The 17735-nt window shown below is 71.3% G+C and carries 16 protein-coding genes and 1 tRNA gene; 5 read left to right on the top strand and 12 right to left on the bottom strand.

The annotated features are described in order from the left end of the window. Window positions 1–16: 16 nt before the first annotated feature. On the bottom strand, window positions 17–841 hold the full coding sequence (locus ACFWCH_RS14050; RefSeq protein WP_136032346.1) for an undecaprenyl-diphosphate phosphatase: 825 nt from the start codon (window positions 839–841) through the stop codon (window positions 17–19). A 47-nt stretch (window positions 842–888) separates the two neighbouring features. Then, on the bottom strand, window positions 889–2184 hold the full coding sequence (locus tag ACFWCH_RS14045) for a M20/M25/M40 family metallo-hydrolase (protein WP_378803681.1): 1296 nt from the start codon (window positions 2182–2184) through the stop codon (window positions 889–891). A gap of 113 nt (window positions 2185–2297) precedes the next feature. Between ACFWCH_RS14045 and ACFWCH_RS14040 the strand changes: the two genes are divergently transcribed. Beyond that, window positions 2298–2380 (top strand) — tRNA-Leu (locus tag ACFWCH_RS14040). Between the two features lie 58 nt (window positions 2381–2438). Here the strand turns inward: ACFWCH_RS14040 and ACFWCH_RS14035 are convergent. Then, the gene (locus ACFWCH_RS14035) at window positions 2439–3536 is read right to left on the bottom strand and encodes a VIT1/CCC1 family protein (RefSeq protein WP_136032342.1); all 1098 of its coding nucleotides are present in this window, start codon (window positions 3534–3536) and stop codon (window positions 2439–2441) included. Between the two features lie 134 nt (window positions 3537–3670). Beyond that, a complete protein-coding gene (locus ACFWCH_RS14030; RefSeq protein ID WP_136032340.1) occupies window positions 3671–5413 on the bottom strand; it encodes a DEAD/DEAH box helicase in 1743 nt (580 codons plus the stop codon). Between the two features lie 146 nt (window positions 5414–5559). On the opposite strand from ACFWCH_RS14030, the gene ACFWCH_RS14025 reads away from it, so the two are divergent. Continuing rightward, entirely contained in the window at window positions 5560–6387 is an 828-nt protein-coding gene (locus tag ACFWCH_RS14025; protein WP_136032337.1) for an SGNH/GDSL hydrolase family protein, read from the top strand. Between the two features lie 4 nt (window positions 6388–6391). On the opposite strand, the gene ACFWCH_RS14020 is transcribed toward ACFWCH_RS14025, so the two are convergent. Continuing rightward, window positions 6392–7192, bottom strand: a complete 801-nt coding sequence (locus ACFWCH_RS14020) for a TrmH family RNA methyltransferase (RefSeq protein WP_378803680.1) — start codon at window positions 7190–7192, stop codon at window positions 6392–6394. 65 nt (window positions 7193–7257) lie between these two features. Here ACFWCH_RS14020 and ACFWCH_RS14015 point away from each other — a divergent pair, with 65 nt between their 5' ends. Further along, window positions 7258–8097: a Sir2 family NAD-dependent protein deacetylase gene (locus ACFWCH_RS14015; protein ID WP_136032333.1), complete on the top strand. Its 840-nt coding sequence runs from the start codon at window positions 7258–7260 to the stop codon at window positions 8095–8097. After that, window positions 8094–8681, top strand: coding sequence for a histidine phosphatase family protein (locus ACFWCH_RS14010; protein ID WP_136032331.1), 588 nt, complete (start codon window positions 8094–8096; stop codon window positions 8679–8681). Before ACFWCH_RS14015 ends, ACFWCH_RS14010 begins: the two co-directional genes overlap by 4 nt. Before the next feature lie 37 nt (window positions 8682–8718). Here the strand turns inward: ACFWCH_RS14010 and ACFWCH_RS14005 are convergent, their stop codons facing one another. From ACFWCH_RS14005 to ACFWCH_RS13985, 5 genes are read right to left on the bottom strand one after another with little or no spacing between them, the layout of a single operon-like run. Continuing rightward, window positions 8719–9525, bottom strand: a complete 807-nt coding sequence (locus tag ACFWCH_RS14005; RefSeq protein ID WP_378803679.1) for an HpcH/HpaI aldolase/citrate lyase family protein — start codon at window positions 9523–9525, stop codon at window positions 8719–8721. Beyond that, window positions 9522–10007 (bottom strand): MaoC family dehydratase, encoded by a 486-nt coding sequence (locus tag ACFWCH_RS14000; RefSeq protein WP_378803678.1) that lies wholly within the window; start codon window positions 10005–10007, stop codon window positions 9522–9524. The genes ACFWCH_RS14005 and ACFWCH_RS14000 overlap by 4 nt, the downstream gene beginning before the upstream one ends. Before the next feature lie 9 nt (window positions 10008–10016). After that, on the bottom strand, window positions 10017–11168 hold the full coding sequence (locus ACFWCH_RS13995; RefSeq protein ID WP_378803677.1) for an acyl-CoA dehydrogenase family protein: 1152 nt from the start codon (window positions 11166–11168) through the stop codon (window positions 10017–10019). Continuing rightward, complete coding sequence (locus ACFWCH_RS13990; RefSeq protein WP_378803676.1) at window positions 11165–13090, bottom strand: acetyl/propionyl/methylcrotonyl-CoA carboxylase subunit alpha; 1926 nt, start codon at window positions 13088–13090, stop codon at window positions 11165–11167. The genes ACFWCH_RS13995 and ACFWCH_RS13990 overlap by 4 nt, the downstream gene beginning before the upstream one ends. 5 nt (window positions 13091–13095) lie before the next feature. Next, window positions 13096–14649 carry a carboxyl transferase domain-containing protein gene (locus ACFWCH_RS13985; protein WP_247638768.1) on the bottom strand — a complete coding sequence of 518 codons (1554 nt, stop codon included), beginning with the start codon at window positions 14647–14649 and terminating at the stop codon, window positions 13096–13098. 112 nt (window positions 14650–14761) lie between these two features. Here ACFWCH_RS13985 and ACFWCH_RS13980 point away from each other — a divergent pair, with 112 nt between their 5' ends. After that, a complete protein-coding gene (locus ACFWCH_RS13980) occupies window positions 14762–15364 on the top strand; it encodes a TetR/AcrR family transcriptional regulator (protein ID WP_136032319.1) in 603 nt (200 codons plus the stop codon). Here the strand turns inward: ACFWCH_RS13980 and ACFWCH_RS13975 are convergent. Continuing rightward, window positions 15357–16727: a dihydrolipoamide acetyltransferase family protein gene (locus tag ACFWCH_RS13975; RefSeq protein WP_136045245.1), complete on the bottom strand. Its 1371-nt coding sequence runs from the start codon at window positions 16725–16727 to the stop codon at window positions 15357–15359. The genes ACFWCH_RS13980 and ACFWCH_RS13975 overlap by 8 nt on opposite strands. Then, a complete protein-coding gene (locus ACFWCH_RS13970; RefSeq protein ID WP_136037361.1) occupies window positions 16724–17734 on the bottom strand; it encodes an alpha-ketoacid dehydrogenase subunit beta in 1011 nt (336 codons plus the stop codon). Before ACFWCH_RS13970 ends, ACFWCH_RS13975 begins: the two co-directional genes overlap by 4 nt. Window position 17735: the final 1 nt, after the last annotated feature.

Raw genomic sequence — 17735 nt, 5'->3', positions numbered from 1 at the left:
CGGGGACGCGCCGCGCTCAGGCGGGGATGACGCCCATACCCAGCAGCACGAGCAGCACGGTGCCGAGCAGGATGCGGTAGATCACGAACGGCAGGAAGCTGCGCTTCGAGATCCAGCTCATGAAGAACGCGATCACTCCGAGCGCCACCACGAAGGCGACACCGGTCGCCGCGAGCGTGTCGCCGAAGGAGAAGAACGACGGCTCGCCCCAGCTCTTGAACACCTGGTAGAAGCCGCTGCCGAAGACGGCGGGGATCGCGAGCAGGAAGGCATAGCGCGCAGCAGCCGCCCTCTCGTAACCCAGGAACAGCCCCATCGTGATCGTGCCGCCCGACCGCGAGACGCCGGGGATCAGCGCGAGAGCCTGCGCGAAACCGAACGCGATGCCGTGCGGATACGTCAGATCTCCGAGCTTGCGCCGCTTGGCGCCCACGTAGTCGGCGATTCCGAGCAGGATGCCGAACAGGATGAGCATGATCGCCACGAGCCACAGCGAACGGAACACCGTCTCGATCTGGTCCTGGAACAGCAGACCGAGCACGACGATCGGAACGCTGCCGATGATGATCAGCCACCCCATGCGCGCATCCGGGTCGTTGCGCGGCACCGCGCCGGTGAGCGAGCGGAACCACTGGGACACGATGCGGACGATGTCGCGCCAGAAGAACACGACGACGGCGGCCTCGGTGCCGATCTGCGTGATGGCGGTGAACGCCGCACCCGGATCCTCCCCCGACGGCAGGAAGGTCCCGAGGATGCGCAGATGCGCACTCGATGAGATCGGGAGGAACTCGGTCAGTCCCTGGACGATCCCCAGGATGAGCGCTTCGAACAGATGCATGGCAGGGCCTTCAGATCTCGGGAGGGCACGGAGGGCGCGAGCGTCACTCAGTACGTGCGCAGCAGATCGGTCAGCACCCGCTGACCGAAGACAAGAGAGTCTACGGGCACCCGCTCGTCGACTCCATGGAACATGCCCGTGAAATCCAGGTCGGCGGGCAGTCGCAGCGGTGCGAAGCCGTACCCGGTGATGCCGAGAGCCGCCAGCGCTTTGTTGTCGGTCCCGGCGCCGAGCAGGTACGGGATGACGGGAACGCCCGGATCGTGGCGTCCGAGAGCCGCGACCATCGCGTCGACCAGCTCGCCGGAGAACGCCGTCTCCATGCCGATGTCGCGCACCACCGTCTCGATGCGGATGTCGTCGCCCACGATCTGCTGGAGCTCGGCGAGCACGTCGTCCTCGGTGCCGGGGATCACGCGCACGTCGATCAGCGCCTCCGCACGCTCGGGGATCACGTTGTGCTTGTATCCCGCGGTGAGCACGGTCGGATTGGTGGTGGTGCGGAACGTGGAGCGCAGGAACGCCTCCGCCGGGCCCGCGGCCGCCGCCAGCGCGTCCGGGTCGTTGACGCTGCGCCCGCTGAGCGCGCTGAGGCCCTCCAGGAGCGCCGTCGTGGTGGGCGTCAGTCGGATGGGCCAGCGCGTGCGGCCGATCGCGGCGACGGCCTCGGCGAGCCTGGTCACCGCATTCTCCTCATGCAGACGACTGCCGTGGCCCGCGCGACCGGTGGCGACCAGCCGGATCCAGATCAGCGCCTTCTCGCCCACCTGCAGGAGATAGGCCCGGCGATCCTCGACCGAGATGGAGTATCCGCCCACCTCGCTGATCGCGTCGGTCGCCCCGGCGAACCACTCCGGGCGATCCTTGACCACGAGCGCCGAACCCTCGACACCACCGTTCTCCTCGTCGGCGAAGAACGCGAGTACGAGATCGCGCTCCGGCTGCTCCCCCGCGCGGAGGATGTCGGCGACCGACGTGAGGATCATCGCGTCCATGTTCTTCATGTCGACCGCGCCTCGGCCCCACAGCATGCCGTCGCGCACGATCCCGGCGAACGGATCGACGCTCCAGTCCTCGGCGACCGCCGGTACGACGTCGAGGTGACCGTGGACCACGAGGGCGGGCTTGCTCGCATCGCGTCCCCGCACCCTCGCCATGACGTTCGTGCGTCGCGGCACCGGCTCGTAGTACTCGACCGGCAGCCCGAGCGCCTCCAGATAGGCGCCGACGTACTCCGCGGCCTCCCGCTCCCCCTTCGCGTTTCCGCCTCCGTAGTTGGATGTGTCGAAGCGGATGAGGTCGCTCGCGACGCGCGCGACCTCGGGCAGCGAGGGATCGGTCATGCGTCCCAGGCTATCGAAACAGCGTGCCACGCCCGGGCGTCGCGCCCAGTTCGATCGCCCCTTCAGAACGTGCTAATGTCATTCTTCGGTCGGCAACGACACATCCCACACCTGCGCGGGTGGCGGAATGGTAGACGCGCTAGCTTGAGGTGCTAGTGCCCGATAGGGCGTGGGGGTTCAAGTCCCCCTCCGCGCACAGACACGAAGGCCCCGGATCCCCACGGATCCGGGGCCTTCGTCGTACCGCCTCCCCGTCAGACGGCACCCACGCCGAACAGCAGGCCCAGCGCATAGGTGATCGCCGCGGCTCCGAAGCCGATCGCGAGCTGACGCAGGGCGCGGCGCAGGGGCGGCCCGCCCGACAGCACCCCGACCATGGCTCCCGTGCTCAGCAGCGCGATGCCGACCAGGACGAGGGCGACGATGATCGCCGTGGGCCCCTCGAGCCCGAAGATCCACGGGAGGACGGGCACGATCGCTCCGGACGCGAACAGCAGGAAGCTCGAGATGGCCGCCGTCCAGTCGCTGCCGACGATCTCGTGGTCGTCGGCCCCCTGGACCGCGACCGGACCCGTGGCCGCCCGACGCACGCCCTCCTGGGCGGCCGACACGATCCGACGAGCCCGGGCGAGCGACTCCGTCTGATCCATCCCGCGGGCGCGGTACACGAGGGCCAGTTCGTTCTCGTCGATGTCGAGGTCGGCGGCGGCGGCCGCGGCGTCCTCATTGGCCTCCGTCGCCGCGAGCAGCTCGCGCTGCGACCGCACCGACACGAACTCGCCCGCACCCATCGACAGCGCCCCGGCCAGCAGGCCGGCGATCCCGCTGAACAGGACGAAGCCCGAGCTCACCCCGGTCGCCCCGATGCCGAGCACGAGGGCGAGATTGCTCACGAGACCGTCGTTGGCGCCGAACACCGCCGCACGGAAGGAGCCGGAGAGCCGTCGTCGTCCGCGCGCCGCCAGGCCGCGCACGACCTCGTGGTGGACCTTCTCGTCAGCGCGCATCGCAGGGGTCGCCCAGCGCTCGGCATCGTACGGCGACCGAGCCTCGGCACTCTGCGCCAGCGCGAGGACGAAGATCGACCCGAACCGTCCCGCCATCCAGCCGAGAAGACGCGAGCGCAGGCCCGCCCTCGGAAGCCGCCGCGGTTCACCGCCGAGCAGATCGAGCCAGTGCTTCTCGTGCCGGCGTTCGGCCTCGGCCAGTCCCAGCAGGATCGCGCGCTCCTCCCCCGTCCGACGGGCGGCGAGGCGGCTGTACACGGCTCCCTCGGCGCGCTCCTCCACGAGGTAGCGGGCCCATCGGCGGCGGTCAGAGGCCGTCGAATCCGCGGCGGCAGGGGCAGTCATGGGTCCTCCAGGAATCAGCGTGCCCGATGCGCGGGCAACCGTTCCACGCTATCCGCGAGCGGAGCGCGCAACCGCGTCCTGGCACCGATTGCCAGCATTTCGGGGATCCGAAGCAGACGCGGTCGTGATCCCGGTCAGGAGCGGACGCGCTTGCGGAGGACCTCGATGCGCGACTGCAGCTGAGTGACCGTGGCCTGCGCGACCGCCGGCCCCCCGCAGATGCGCCGGAGCTCGGCGTGCACGGCGCCGTGCGGTTGTCCCGACTGGCGCGCGTACAACCCGACCAGGCTGTTCAGCAGCTGCCTCTGCTCGCGGAGGGTGCGGTGGAGCGGCGCGGGAAGCGTCGTGGTGGCCGTCGCCGGCTCCGCGGCCTCGCGCACCTCCCGGTGCCGGGACTGTCGCGCCTGGCGCTGCATCAGGAGCTCGTGGACATGCTCGGGCTCGAGCAGACCGGGGAAGCCGATGAACTCCTCCTCCTCCGGCGTGTTCGGCTCCGCGAGCTGACCGAACTCCTTGCCCTCGAACACGACGCGATCGAAGTGCGCGACGGACGAGATGGCCTGGTAGCTGAACTCCTGGGTGAGTGCGTCGGAGGTCTCCTCCTCGCGGTTCGCGCTCTCCAGGAGCGAGTCGTCGAGACCGTCCTCGTCTTTCGAGCCGCGGTCGAGCGCGTGATCGCGCTGCTTCTCCATCTCGTTCGCGAGCTTCATCAGCACGGGCACGTGGGGCAGGAACACGCTGGCCGCCTCGCCCCGGCGTCGGGCCCGCACGAACCGGCCGATCGCCTGCGCGAAGAACAGCGGGGTCGACGACGAGGTGGCGTACACGCCCACCGCGAGCCGCGGCACGTCCACCCCCTCGGACACCATGCGCACGGCGACCATCCAGCGCTGCGTGCCGGCGGAGAACTTCTCGATGCGCTCCGACGCCGTGGCATCGTCGGACAGCACGATCGTCGGCTGCTCGCGGGTGATGCTGTGGAGGATCTTCGCGTACGCCCTGGCCACCGTCTGATCGGTCGCCAGCACGAGCCCGCCCGCGTCCGGCACGTGATGGCGGATCTCGGTGAGGCGACGGTCGGCGGCGGAGAGCACGGCCGGCATCCAGTCGCCCTCGGGGTCGAGGGCCGTGCGCCATGCCTGCGACGTGACGTCTTTCGTGTTGTCCTGACCGAGATGGGTCTCCAGCTCGTCGCCCGCGCTCGTGCGCCAGCGCATCTTGCCCGCGTACATGTGGAACAGGACCGGACGGACGACACCGTCGGCGAGAGCACGCCCATAGCCGTACGCGTAGTCGGTGCTGGACACGCGGGCACCGGTCTCGTCCGGCAGATACTCCACGAACGGGATCGGCGCGGTGTCGCTGCGGAACGGGGTGCCCGAGAGGAGCAGCCGCCGCTTGGCAGGGCCGTACGCGTCGCGGATCGCATCGCCCCAGCTCAGCGCGTCGCCGCCGTGGTGCACCTCGTCGAGGATGACCAGGGTCTTCGCGTCTTCCGTGAGGTGGCGATGGATCGACGACTTCGCGGCGACCTGCGCGTACGTGACGACGACGCCGTGATAGTGCCGCGCGGGGGCCCAGTGGCTGTTGCGGAACCGCGGGTCGAGCCGGATGTGCACCCGAGCCGCCGCATCGGCCCACTGCGTCTTCAGGTGCTCCGTCGGGGCCACCACGATCACCCGGTCGACCTCGCCCATCCGCATGAGCTCCACCGCGAGCGTCAGCGCGAACGTGGTCTTGCCGGCGCCCGGGGTCGCAGCGACGAGGAAGTCGCGCTGGTCGGCCTGGAAGTAGGCGTCGAGGGCCTCCTGCTGCCACGCGCGCAGCTTGCTCGCCGTTCCCCACGGGGCGCGCTGAGGGAAGGAGGGAGAGAGCATCGACTCCACGATAATCGCTGCCGGGGACACCACGGCATCCGCCGCGATCGCCGCGCGCGTCCGCCCCCGCGGAACCCCCGACGGGTAGGCTCGGTCACTGCGCAGCGGCCGACCGCCGCCCGCAAGCCCCCGCGAAGGAGAGCCGGATGAGCGACCAGGAATCGACCAGGAGCCCCTACGTCCCGAACGAGACTCCGCATCCGTGGCGACGGTTCGTCGCCATCGGCGACTCCTTCACCGAGGGCATCGGCGACCCCGACCCCGTGAACCCCGGCGCCCACCGCGGCTGGGCCGACCGCGTCGCCGAGGTCCTCGCACAGCAGGTCGACGACTTCGCGTACGCCAACCTTGCCGTGCGCGGCAAGCTCATCGCCCAGATCGTCGCCGACCAGGTGGAGCCGGCCGTGGCGCTGCGACCCGACCTGATCTCGATCTGCGCGGGTGGCAACGACGTCATCCGCCCCGGCACCGACCCGGACGCGATCGCCGCCCAGCTCGAGGACGCCGTGTCGCGCCTGTCGTCCACGGGCGCCGCCGTCATCCTGTTCACCGGGATCGACACCGGGTTCACCCCGGTGTTCCGACCCTTCCGCGGCAAGGTCGCGATCTACAACGAGAACGTGCGCGCGATCGCGGAGCGGCACGACTGCATCGTCGCCGACCAGTGGGCGCTCAAGGTCGTGCAGGACGCGCGATTCTTCGACGACGACCGTCTGCACTACAACGCGCTCGGGCATCACGAGGTGGCCCGCATGGTGCTGCGCGCCCTCAACGTCCCGAACGATCTGGAGGCCATGCAGCCCGAGCCGCTCCCCCTCCGTACGTGGCGTGCGGCCAGAGCCGAAGACCTGGGCTGGGCGCGGGAGCACCTCGTGCCGTGGGTGCTGCGGCGGCTGCGGCATCAGTCCTCGGGCGACAACATCGCCGCCAAGCGACCGGAGCCCGGACCGGTGATCCTCCCCGGCCGCGACTGATCGGTCAGTTCTGCAGCGCCCACAGCGCGACGGCAGCGGCGGAGGCGACGTTGAGCGAGTCGACGCCGCCCGACATGGGGATCGTCACCACGGTGTCTGCCGCTGCCAGCGCCTCCCGCGACAGACCGTCCCCCTCCGAGCCCATCAGCAGGGCGACCCGCTCCGGGCGCTCCGCAGCGTAGACATCCAGCGGTACCGCGCCGTCGTCGAGGGCGAGAGCGGCGATGTCGAACCCCTGCGCGGTGAGGTCGCGCATCCCCTCACCCAGGTCGGCCATGCGGGTCCACGGCACCTGGAACACCGTTCCCATGCTCACCCGCACGCTCCGGCGGTACAGCGGATCGGCACAGCGCGCCGAGACCAGCACCGCGTCGGCCCCCAGCCCGGCGGCCGCACGGAACGCGGCGCCCACGTTCGCGTGGTCACCGAGCCCCTCCAGCACCAGAACGAGCCGGGCCCCGCGGATCACGTCGGCGACCGGGGCGAGGGCGGGGCGCTGCATCGACGCGAGGGCTCCGCGGTGCACGGCGTAGCCCGTGACGCGTTCGGCCAGTTCGTCGGAAACGACCAGCACCGGGACCGGCAGCTCTCCGAGCACACGCGCCATCTCCTCGACCCGACGTTCGGCGACGAGCACGGAGCGCGGGCGGTGACCGGCCGCCACCGCGCGCTCGATCACCGTCGTCGTCTCCGCGATGTAGAGCCCCTCGGCCGGCTCGGTGACGGCCCGCAGCGCCGTGTCCGTCAACCCGCGGTAGTCGTCGAGCCGCGGGTCGTCGAGGTCGGTCACGGACGTCAGGTGCATCCCTCCACTCTGCCAGCGCGAGACCGGCCCCGTCGCCGCGCCGTAGACTCGCACGGGGAGGTCCTGTGAGCGCGTCGAACACCGCCGAGTCATCGGCCACCCTCGGCAGGGTCGCCGACCTGCTCCGCGGCCGGCGCATCGCCTTCCTCACCGGAGCCGGGATCTCGACCGACTCGGGCATCCCCGCCTATCGCGGCGAAGGCGCGCGCACGCGCAGCGACCCCATGACGATCCAGACGTACCTCGGTGACGAGGCCGCCCGACGGCGGTACTGGGTGGGCGGGCACCTCGGCTGGCGCGCGTTCGCACAGGCCGCCCCCAACCCGGGACACCTGGCCGTCGCCGCGATGGAAACCGCCGGGACCGTGTCCGGTGTCATCACCCAGAACGTCGACGGCCTGCACCTGCGGGCCGGCAGCTCGCACGTGATCGAGGTCCACGGCACCATGCGCCGCGTCCTGTGCCTGCACTGCGGACAGGTGTTCGACCGACGCGACATCGCCGTGCAGATCGAGGAGCTCAACCCCTGGATCACCGTGCCTGAGAACGTGGCCCTCGCACCGGACGGCGATGTGCTGCCCGAGAGCACGGACGGCTTCGTGATCCCCGCGTGCACGGTGTGCGGCGGGATGCTCAAGCCCGACGTGGTGTTCTTCGGCGAGTACGTGCCCCAGGACCGATTCCGCGCGGCCGAATCCCTGCTGCGCTCCAGCACGGCCCTGATCGTCGCTGGCTCGTCCCTGGTCGTCAACTCCGGCGTGCGGCTCGTCGACCGCGCCCGACGCCGGGGGATCCCGCTCATCATCGTCAACCGCGAACCGACACGCGCCGACGCCTGGGCGGACGCCACGCTCGCCGCAGGCACCAGCGACGTCCTTCCCGCCCTCCAGGAGCTGCTGCAGTGACCCACCTCACCCTCATCCGCCACGGACAGACCGACTGGAACCTCGCGAGGCGCATCCAGGGCTCCACCGACATCCCCCTCAACGACACCGGGCGCGAGGATGCACGCTGGGCCGCCGAGAAGCTCGCCGGGACCGCGCACCACGCCGTGTACACGAGCCCGCTCTCCCGCGCCAGGGAGACCGCGGAGATCATCGCGCAGCGTCTCGGGCTCGACATCGCCGGTGTCGTCCCCGACCTGCGCGAGCGGGAGTTCGGCGAGGGCGAGGGACTCCTGGTCCCCGACTACATCTCGACGTACGGCGACTGGCACGCGGAGGTTCCCGGCGCCGAGTCGCTGCCCGACGTCGGGGTGAGGGCGATCGCGGCCCTGCACCGCATCGCCAGGGAGGCGCGACGGCGTTCGGCCCCGCAGGCGGAGTCGGTGCTCGTGGTCACGCACGGCGGAGTGATCCGCGCCGTGATCGATCACGTCTCCGGCGGCACGCTCCCCCGCGAGGGCACCGTTCTGGGCAACGGCTCGGCGCACCGCTTCGTCGCGGCACCGGGGTACCTGCGACTGCTCGACGAGTCGCCCGTGCTCTGACGCCCCGGCGCTCTGTCGCGCGGTGGATGACGCGGCCTCAGCGGGCGCGGGAGACCACGAAGCGCGCGTGCCGGAGCACGGGCTCGTCCACCATGCGACCGTCGAACCGGAAGACCCCGCGCTCCGTGGCGGCTGCCTCCAGCACGGCCCTCGCCCAGGCGACGGTCTCGGCGTCGGGACGGTAGGCCTCTCGCACGATGGACACCTGGCTCGGGTGGATGCACGCCGTGGCGCGGAAGCCGGATGCCGCAGCGTCGGCGGCCTCCTGCTGCAGCCCTTCCAGGTCGCCGATGTCGACGTGCACGGCATCGATGGCTGCCTTGCCGTACGACCCCGCCTCGAGCAGCACGCGGGCGCGGGCGTAGCGGGCGACGTCGCGGTAACGGCCGGCCGGGGTCCGCGACGAGGTGCCGCCCAGTGAGGCGACCAGATCCTCCGCTCCCCACATCAGGGCGACCACCCGCGGATGCGCCGCGATGTCGGGCGCCGCGTGGACACCGCGCGCCGTCTCGCACAGCGCGATCAGGTCGTACGCGTCGCCGAGACGGTCGAGATCGGACGCGCTCTCGCTCTTCGCGACCATGACCGTCCGGAAGCCCGTCTCCGCCAGGGCCGCGAGGTCGGCGTCGAACTCGGCGGAGCTCGGCGCGTTCACCCGCACGATCACACGCTCCGGGTCGAGCGCGGCCGATCGCACGTTCGCTCTGGCCTCGGCCTTCGCCCCCGGAAGCACCGCGTCCTCCAGGTCGAGGATGACCGCGTCGGCGCGGTCGAGCGCCTTCGCGAAGCGCTCCGGGCGATCCGCCGGGCAGAACAGCAGCGCGGGGCCGAGGTCGAAGCTCATGCGGACGCCTCCGGGCGGCAGCGGACCAGCACCGTGCGCGTGGCCGTGGCGACCACGGTGCCGTCCTGGTTCCGCCCCGTGTGCGCGAGTCGCACGACCCCCGTCCCCGGGCGGGAGGATGACAGGCGCTTCTCCTCCACGACGGTCTCCGTGGTGAGGGTGTCGCCCGCGAACAGCGGGTGCGGGAACGCGACGTCGCCCATGCCGAGCTGCGCCACGAGCGTGCCCTGCGTGAGCTGCGCCACCGAGGTCCCGACCATCGTGGACAGGGTCCACATCGAGTTGATCAGTCGCGCGTGGAACGGCTCGCTGGCGTCGGCGAAGGCGGCGTCGAGGTGCAGTGCCTGCGTGTTCATGGTGAGCGTCGTGAAGAGCACGTTGTCGGCCTCGGTCGCCGTGCGCCCCGGTCGATGCAGGTACCGCACGCCCGTGTCGAACTCCTCGAAGTACAGTCCGCGCTGCTCGATGTCGCGCATGCTCATCCCTCCACGCTACCCGGCGAGCCCCAGGGCCCTGGCGATCACCAGCAGCTGGACCTCCGTCGTGCCCTCGCCGATCTCGAGGATCTTGGAGTCGCGGTAGTGGCGTGCCACGGGGAACTCGTTCATGAAGCCGTTGCCGCCGAAGATCTGCGTCGCATCCCGCGCGTTGTCCATCGCGGCCTCGCCCGCCACGAGCTTCGCGATCGCCGCGGCCTCCGCGAACGGGGAGCCCGCGTCGCGCAACCGGGCGGCATGGTGCCACGCGAGTCGCGCGGTGTGCACGCGCGCACGCATGCGGGCGAGCGTGAACTGGGCGTTCTGCCGGGTGCTGAGCGCGCTGCCGAAGATCGTGCGACTCTTCGCGTAGGCGACCGCCGCCTCCAGGCACCCCTCGGCCGCACCGGTGGAGAGGGCGGCGATCGCGATGCGACCCTCGTCGAGGATGCTCAGGAAGTTGCGGAACCCGCTGCCACGCGCCCCCAGCAGGTTGCCGGCGGGCACCCTCGCCCCGTCGAACGTGAGCGGGTGGGTGTCCGAGGCGTTCCAGCCGACCTTGTCGTAGGGCGGTTCGACCGTGAACCCCGGGGTGCCGTTGGGCACGATGATCGTCGAGATCTCCTTGCGTCCCTCGGTCGCGCCGGTCACGGCGGTCACCGTCACGAAGCGCGTGATCGGCGTGCCGGAGTTCGTGATGAACTGCTTGGAGCCGTCGATCACCCAGTCGTCGCCGTCGAGCCGTGCCGTGGTGCGCGTGGCGCCGGCGTCGCTTCCCGCCTCCGGCTCCGTCAGCCCGAACCCGGCGAGAGCGCGTCCGGCGAGCAGGTCAGGCAGCAGTTCGCGCTTCTGCTCCTCCGAGCCGAACCGGTAGATCGGCATCGCGCCCAGGCTGACCCCCGCCTCCAACGTGATCGCGATCGACTGGTCGACCCGGCCCAGCGCCTCGATCGCGATGCCGAGCGCCATATAGTCGCCGCCCTGTCCGCCGTACTCCTCGGGGAAGGGAAGGCCGAACAGCCCGAGCTCGCCCATCTGCGCGACCACGTCCATCGAGAGCGTGTGCGTGCGGTCGGCCTCGTAGGACTGCGGGGCGACCACGGTGTCGGCGAACTCCCGCACCATCCCCGCGAGCTCGCGCTCCTCGTCGGTCAGGCTCTCGATCATCGGTCGTCCTCCATCGTCGTCACCCGGGCGACCGGTTGGTCGCGCCGTACCTGGTCGCCGATCGCGACCAACAGGTGCACCACCCCGTCGTGCGGGGCGAGCACCTGGTGCTCCATCTTCATGGCCTCGATCGCGACGAGCGGCTCGCCGGCCGCGACGACCGCGCCGTCCGCGACGTGCACGGCCACCACGCTCCCCGGCATCGGGGCTCGTCCCTCCGGCTCGCTCGCGCGACCACCGTCGCCGGTCGCGGCCAGCCGACGCTGGAGGCGCGCGCGCCGATCCACGGGCAGAAGCCTCATGGTGGCCCCGTCTTCGACGACCCACACCGCCCCGTCGGCATCCACGGCCGCGCGCACCGTCGAACGTCCGGGATCGGCGTCGTGCAGCTCGACCACCGCGTCGTCATCCGTGAGCACGGTGAGGGGCGCGACCGGAGCGGGATCGGCGCCGAGCCGCCACCCGGCGAGTCGTCCCCACAGCGGGTCGGCGGCTCGCGGCGATGCCCCGACGGGCTGGAGAGCGGCGGCTGCAGCGGCGAGCTGCGATGCGGAGGGTCGGCTCGGCTCCAGCGGGAGCAGCGTCTCGATCAGCCCCGTGTCGAGGTCGCCCGCGACGACACGCTCGTCGTGCAGCAGCCGCCTCAGGAACCCGATGTTCGTGTCGACCCCCAGCACCACGGTGCGCGCCAGGGCGTCGTCCAGGCGGCGGAGGGCGGTCGCCCGGTCGTCGGCGTGAGCGATCACCTTCGCGATCATCGGATCGTAGTAGCCCGTCACCACGCTGCCCGTCTCGACAGCCGCGTCGACCCGGACCCCATCCGGGGCCTCGAACAGCAGCACGGTCCCGGTGGACGGCAGGAAGCCGCGCTCCGGAGCCTCGGCGTACACGCGCGCCTCGACGGCATGACCCCGCCCGCGCGGCTCGACCTCGAGGGGACGACCGTCGGCGACCTGCAGCTGCAGCGCCACGAGGTCGAGCCCGGTCACTTCCTCCGTCACCGGGTGCTCGACCTGGAGGCGCGTGTTCATCTCGATGAAGAACACGTTCTCCGGGGCGTCCGCATCGACTAGGAACTCCACGGTGCCGGCGCCGACGTAGGCGACGCTCTCCGCCGCGCGCACCGCCGCCGTCAGGAGCCGGTCGCGCGTGTCCTCGGGGATGCCGGCCGACGGCGCCTCCTCGATGACCTTCTGATGCCGTCGCTGCAGCGTGCACTCGCGCTCGCCCAGCGCCACCACCCGGCCGTGTGCATCGCCGAAGACCTGCACCTCGATGTGCCGCGGCCGGGCGATGAGCCGTTCGAGGATGAGCGCGTCGTCGCCGAAGGCCGCGGCGGCGACCCGTCGCGCGGAGGACAGGGCGGGGCGCAGTGCGGCCGCGTCCGCGACGACCTCCATGCCCTTGCCGCCTCCGCCCGCGCTCGGCTTCACCAGGAGGGGGAACCCGACCGCGTCCGCCTCCTCCTCGATCTCCGCGTCGGACAGTCCGCGTGCGTCGAACCCCGGAACGACCGGCACCCCGCTCCGCGCGACGTGGTCCCGCGCCCTGGCCTTGTCGCCCATGACCTGCAGAGCCGTCACGGAGGGGCCGACGAACACGATTCCGCTCTCGGCGCACGCCTCCGCCAGCCCGACGCTCTCGGACAGGAAGCCGTAGCCGGGGTGGATCGCCTGCGCGCCGGTGGCCCGCGCGGCCGCGACGACGGCATCGATGTCGAGATAGGACTCGGCCGCCGGAGCCGGCCCGATGCGGACCGCCACGTCGGCCTCGCGCACATGGGGTGCCCCCGCGTCGGCATCGCTGTAGACCGCGACACTGCGGATACCCAGAGCGCGGAGCGTGCCGATGATGCGTCGGGCGATCTCGCCGCGGTTCGCGACGAGGACGGTGGCGAACGAGAGAGAGGGTGACGAAGACATGGGGCTCACATCCGGAAGACGCCGAAGCGCGGTTCGGGCAGCGGGGTGCGGGAGACGACATCGAGCGCCAGCCCGAGCAGGTCGCGGGTCTGCGCGGGGTCGACGATGCCGTCGTCCCACAGGCGCGCCGTGGCGTAGTACGGCTCGCCCTGCCGCTCGTACTGCTCGCGGATCGGCTCCTCGAACGCCGCACGGTCGTCGGGCGCCCAGGTCTCACCGCGCGCGGCCAGCTGGTCCTCCTTCACCGTGGCCAGGACGGATGCGGCCTGAGCACCGCCCATGACCGAGATGCGGCTCGCCGGCCACGTCCACAGGAACCGCGGGGAGTAGGCGCGCCCGCACATCGAGTAGTTGCCCGCCCCGAACGACCCGCCGATGATCACGGTGAGCTTCGGGACACGGGTGGTCGCGACCGCGGTGACCATCTTGGCCCCGTCCTTCGCGATCCCTCCGGCCTCCGCATCCGACCCGACCATGAAGCCGGTGATGTTCTGCAGGAACAGCAGCGGGATGCCGCGCTGGTCGCACAGCTCGATGAAGTGGGCGCCCTTGAGCGCCGACTCGCTGAACAGCACGCCGTTGTTCGCGACGATGCCGACCGGGTGTCCGTGGAGGCGCGCGAAGCCGGTGACGAGGGTGGTGCCGTATTCGGCCTTGAACTCCCGGAAGGTATCGCCGTCGACGAGCCGGTCGATCACGACGTGCACGTCGTAGGACGCGTTCACGTCCACCGGGACCACGTCGTACAGTGAGCCCGTCTCGGACGGCGGTCTGCTCTCGACGACCTCCCAGGCGGGCGGGGCGGGCGCGGGAAGCGTCGCGACGATGTCCCGCAGGATCTCCAGTGCGTGCTCGTCGTCTTCCGCGAGGTGGTCGACGACGCCGCTGCGCTTCGCGTGGAGCGCTCCACCCCCGAGCTCCTCCGCGGAGACGACCTCGCCGATCGCGGCTTTCACGAGCGGAGGTCCGCCCAGAAAGATGGTGCCCTGATCGCGCACGATCACCGTCTCGTCGCTCATCGCCGGGACATACGCTCCCCCGGCGGTGCACGACCCGAGCACGGCGGCGAGCTGCGGAACACCCGCGGCCGAGAGGCGCGCCTGGTGGAAGAAGATGCGCCCGAAGTGGTCGCGATCGGGGAAGACCTCGTCCTGTCGCGGCAGGAACGCCCCGCCCGAGTCGACGAGATACAGGCACGGAAGGCGGTTCTCGAGCGCGATCTCCTGTGCCCGCAGGTGCTTCTTGACCGTGAGCGGGTAGTAGGTGCCGCCCTTCACTGTCGCGTCGTTGCAGACGACCATGACGTGGCGGCCGTGGACGAGTCCGATACCCGCGATGACCCCGGCCCCCGGCGCCTCTCCCCCGTACAGGCCGTCCGCCGCCAGCGGAGCGATCTCCACGAAGGGGCTGCCCTCGTCGAGCACCCGCGCGACCCGGTCGCGCGGAAGCAGCTTGCCGCGCGCGACGTGACGTTCGCGTGACGCCTCCGGACCGCCGATGGCGGCGGTCGCGATCCGAGCACGCAGCTCGTGCGCCAGATCTTCCTGGGTTGCCGGCATCGTGATGTCCTCCTCGACCCACGACCGCGCCACGGACTGCCCTGGCGCGGTGCACGCATTCTCGGTTAGTGTTCACTAACCCGATGATTCAGGTTAGCGAGGATTAACTGAGATGACAAGCCCGCTCACCGCCAGGGACCGCGCGAAAGCAGAGCGGTCCGACGCGCTGCTGCACGCGGCCGCCCGGCTGTTCGCCGACCGCGGCTACACCGGCGTGAGCCTCGAGGAGATCGGCGCAGCGGTCGGCGTCTCCGGCCCCGCCGTCTACCGACACTTCGCGGGAAAACAGGCCCTGCTCGGCGCCGTGCTCGTGAAGGTCAGCCACGACCTGGTCGACGGGGGTGACCGCGTGGCGGTGTCCGCCGCCGACCCTCAGGAGCGCATGCGCGCACTCATCCGGTTCCACGTGGACTTCGCGCTCGGCAACGCCGAGGTCATCCAGGTGCAGGACCGCGACGTCGCGCATCTGGCCGACGCCGACCGCGCCGAGGTCCGCCGGCTCCAGCGTGCCTACATCGAGCTCTGGATGGACGCGCTCGCCGCGATCGATCCCCGCGACGACGTCGCCCGCGACGAACTCCGGCTGCGCGTCCAGGCGTGCTTCGGGCTGATCAACTCGACGCCCCACAGCACGCGAGCCGCGACGAGGCGGCACTCCGCCACCGCGACCGTACTGGTCACGATGGCGGAGGCGGCGCTGCGCGCCCTCATCTGAGCAGCATCGCCCTGCCGGGCTCCTCGAGCACGTCGGCCACGGCCTTCAGGAACGCGGCGCCCTCCGCGCCGTCCACAATCCGGTGGTCGAACGAGAGGCTCAGCGTCATCACCTGACGCAGCGCGATCTCTCCGGCGTGTTCCCACGGCTGCCGCCTGACCGCACCGACCGCGAGGATGCCCGACTGACCCGGCGGCAGGATCGGCGTCCCGGCATCCACGCCGAACACTCCGATGTTCGAGATCGAGAACGTGCCGCCGGACAGCTCCGCGGGCGACGTCTTGCCCGCGCGAGCTGTCTCTGCGAGCGCCGCGATGGCATCCGCGAGTTCCACCAGGGTCATCCGCTCCGCATCGCGGATCATCGGCACGATCAGGCCCCGCTCGGTCGCCGCGGCGATCCCGAGGTCGACGTAGCCGTACTGGACGATCTCGCCCGCCTCCTCATCCCACCGCGCGTTCAGGCCCGGCGCCCCGCCGAGGGCAAGGCACACCGCCTTCGCGACGACGGCGAGCGGACCGATCCGGTGGCCACTGAGTGCGCGGTCCTCGCGCAGTCGTGCCAGCAGGTCCATCGTCGCGGTGACGTCGACCGTATGGAACACGGTGACGTGCGGCGCCGTGAACGCGCTCTGCACCATCGCCGCCGCGGTGTGCTTGCGCACTCCCCGGATCGGGATGCGGGTCTCGCGGTCGGGCTGGTGGCCGGTCGGACGAGCGGCGCTCCCCGGCACGGGCGCGGGCGTGCGCGTCGCGTCCGAGCGGGCCGCGAGCCGCTCGGCGTACGCGTCGACATCCTGACGTGTGATCAGCCGGTCGCCGACCTCCGCCGCGACCAGCACCAGGTCGACGCCGAGGCGCTTCGCGTGCGCCCGCACGGGCGGCGTCGAGCGCGGCCGTTCGATCACGGTCTCCACGGACGCCGAGGGCGAGGCGTCGTGGGGAGCCGCCTCCAGGACCGCGGTGTCCGCCGCCGGACTCGCGCCACCGATCCGACGGGCACGCCGCGCGGGCCGGCCCGCCGTCGTGGGAGCAGCACCGTAGCCGACGAGGTTCGGCTGCGTCTTCTCGCTGCCTTCGGCCTCGGCACCCTCGATCGCGGGGGTCGGAGTCTGCGGTTCCTCACCGGCGACGTCGAAGGCGATGAGCGGTGCCCCCACCGCCACGGTCTCGCCCGCCTCGGCATGCAGGCTGGACACGGTGCCCTCGTAGGGCGAGGGCAGTTCCACCACGGCCTTCGCGGTCTCGACCTCGGCGAGGGTCTGGTTCAGCGCCACCTTCTCGCCGGGCGAGACGAGCCACTGCACGACCTCCGCCTCGGTGAGCCCTTCCCCCAGGTCGGGCAGACGGAACTCGGCGATCATGCGTCCGCTCCCGTCAGGCTGTTCGGGCGGTCCATCACGCGATCGACAGCGTCGAGGATGCGGTCGAGGTCGGGCAGATGGTACTTCTCGAGCTTCGCGGGCGGATACGGCACGTCGTGTCCGGTCACGCGCAGCGGCGCGTGCTCGAGGTACTCGAAGCAGCGCTCGGTGATGCTGGCGATGACCTCGGCACCGAGCCCGGCTTCCCTGGAGGCTTCGTGCGCGACCACGACCCGGCCCGTCTTGCGCACCGAGGCGGCGACCGAGTCGTAGTCCACGGGCGAGAGCGAGCGGAGATCGACGACCTCCAACGACAGCCCCTCGTCTTCAGCGGCGTCGGCGGCCTGCAGCGCCGTCGTCACCATCGCACCGTAGGCGATCACCGTCGCGTCCGTGCCCGCACGGACGACACGGGCGAGTCCCATCGGCGGCGCGTCGGCGAGCGGTGCCTCCAGGTCGACCTCGCCCTTGTGGTGGTAGAGGCGCTTGGGCTCGAAGAAGACGACAGGGTCGTCCGAGGCGATCGCCTGGCGCAGGCTGCGGTACGCGTCCTCCGGGTTCGACACCGCGACGACGCGCAGCCCCGCGGTGTGCGCGAAGTAGGCCTCCGGCGACTCGGAGTGGTGCTCCGCGGCTCCGATGCCTCCGGCCCACGGGATGCGGATCGTGAGGGGCATCTTCACCCGGCCCTGAGTCCGATAGTGCAGCTTCGCCACCTGCGACACGATCTGATCGAATGCCGGGTACACGAAGCCGTCGAACTGGATCTCGACCACCGGGCGGTAGCCGCGGAACGCGAGCCCGACCGCCGTGCCGACGATGCCCGACTCGGCGAGCGGGGTGTCGATCACGCGCGCGGCGCCGAACTCGTCGAGCAGTCCATCGGTGATGCGGAACACCCCTCCGAGCTTGCCGATGTCCTCGCCGAGGAGCACGACCCGGTCGTCGTCGCGCATGGCCTGGCGCAGTCCGGCGCCGAGGGCCTTGCCGAGCGTGAGCTGGGTCATG

The sequence above is a fragment of the Microbacterium sp. NPDC060132 genome, assembly GCF_042729675.1.
GTDB lineage: Bacteria > Actinomycetota > Actinomycetes > Actinomycetales > Microbacteriaceae > Microbacterium > Microbacterium sufflavum.
Note: the sequence above shows the minus strand (reverse complement) of the source record. Positions and strands in the feature narration are given on the sequence as shown.

What these genes read in the sequence shown, in the direction of transcription:
- ACFWCH_RS13980 (WP_136032319.1), top strand. Translation starts at nt 14,762, where the DNA reads ATGACAAGCCCGCTCACCGCCAGGGACCGCGCGAAAGCAGAGCGGTCC.
- ACFWCH_RS14020 (WP_378803680.1), bottom strand. Translation starts at nt 7,192, where the DNA reads ATGCACCTGACGTCCGTGACCGACCTCGACGACCCGCGGCTCGACGAC.
- ACFWCH_RS14000 (WP_378803678.1), bottom strand. Translation starts at nt 10,007, where the DNA reads ATGAGCATGCGCGACATCGAGCAGCGCGGACTGTACTTCGAGGAGTTC.
- ACFWCH_RS13970 (WP_136037361.1), bottom strand. Translation starts at nt 17,734, where the DNA reads ATGACCCAGCTCACGCTCGGCAAGGCCCTCGGCGCCGGACTGCGCCAG.
- ACFWCH_RS14030 (WP_136032340.1), bottom strand. Translation starts at nt 5,413, where the DNA reads ATGCTCTCTCCCTCCTTCCCTCAGCGCGCCCCGTGGGGAACGGCGAGC.
- ACFWCH_RS14035 (WP_136032342.1), bottom strand. Translation starts at nt 3,536, where the DNA reads ATGACTGCCCCTGCCGCCGCGGATTCGACGGCCTCTGACCGCCGCCGA.
- ACFWCH_RS14025 (WP_136032337.1), top strand. Translation starts at nt 5,560, where the DNA reads ATGAGCGACCAGGAATCGACCAGGAGCCCCTACGTCCCGAACGAGACT.
- ACFWCH_RS14050 (WP_136032346.1), bottom strand. Translation starts at nt 841, where the DNA reads ATGCATCTGTTCGAAGCGCTCATCCTGGGGATCGTCCAGGGACTGACC.
- ACFWCH_RS13975 (WP_136045245.1), bottom strand. Translation starts at nt 16,727, where the DNA reads ATGATCGCCGAGTTCCGTCTGCCCGACCTGGGGGAAGGGCTCACCGAG.
- ACFWCH_RS14005 (WP_378803679.1), bottom strand. Translation starts at nt 9,525, where the DNA reads ATGAGCTTCGACCTCGGCCCCGCGCTGCTGTTCTGCCCGGCGGATCGC.
- ACFWCH_RS13995 (WP_378803677.1), bottom strand. Translation starts at nt 11,168, where the DNA reads ATGATCGAGAGCCTGACCGACGAGGAGCGCGAGCTCGCGGGGATGGTG.
- ACFWCH_RS13990 (WP_378803676.1), bottom strand. Translation starts at nt 13,090, where the DNA reads ATGTCTTCGTCACCCTCTCTCTCGTTCGCCACCGTCCTCGTCGCGAAC.
- ACFWCH_RS14045 (WP_378803681.1), bottom strand. Translation starts at nt 2,184, where the DNA reads ATGACCGATCCCTCGCTGCCCGAGGTCGCGCGCGTCGCGAGCGACCTC.
- ACFWCH_RS13985 (WP_247638768.1), bottom strand. Translation starts at nt 14,649, where the DNA reads ATGCCGGCAACCCAGGAAGATCTGGCGCACGAGCTGCGTGCTCGGATC.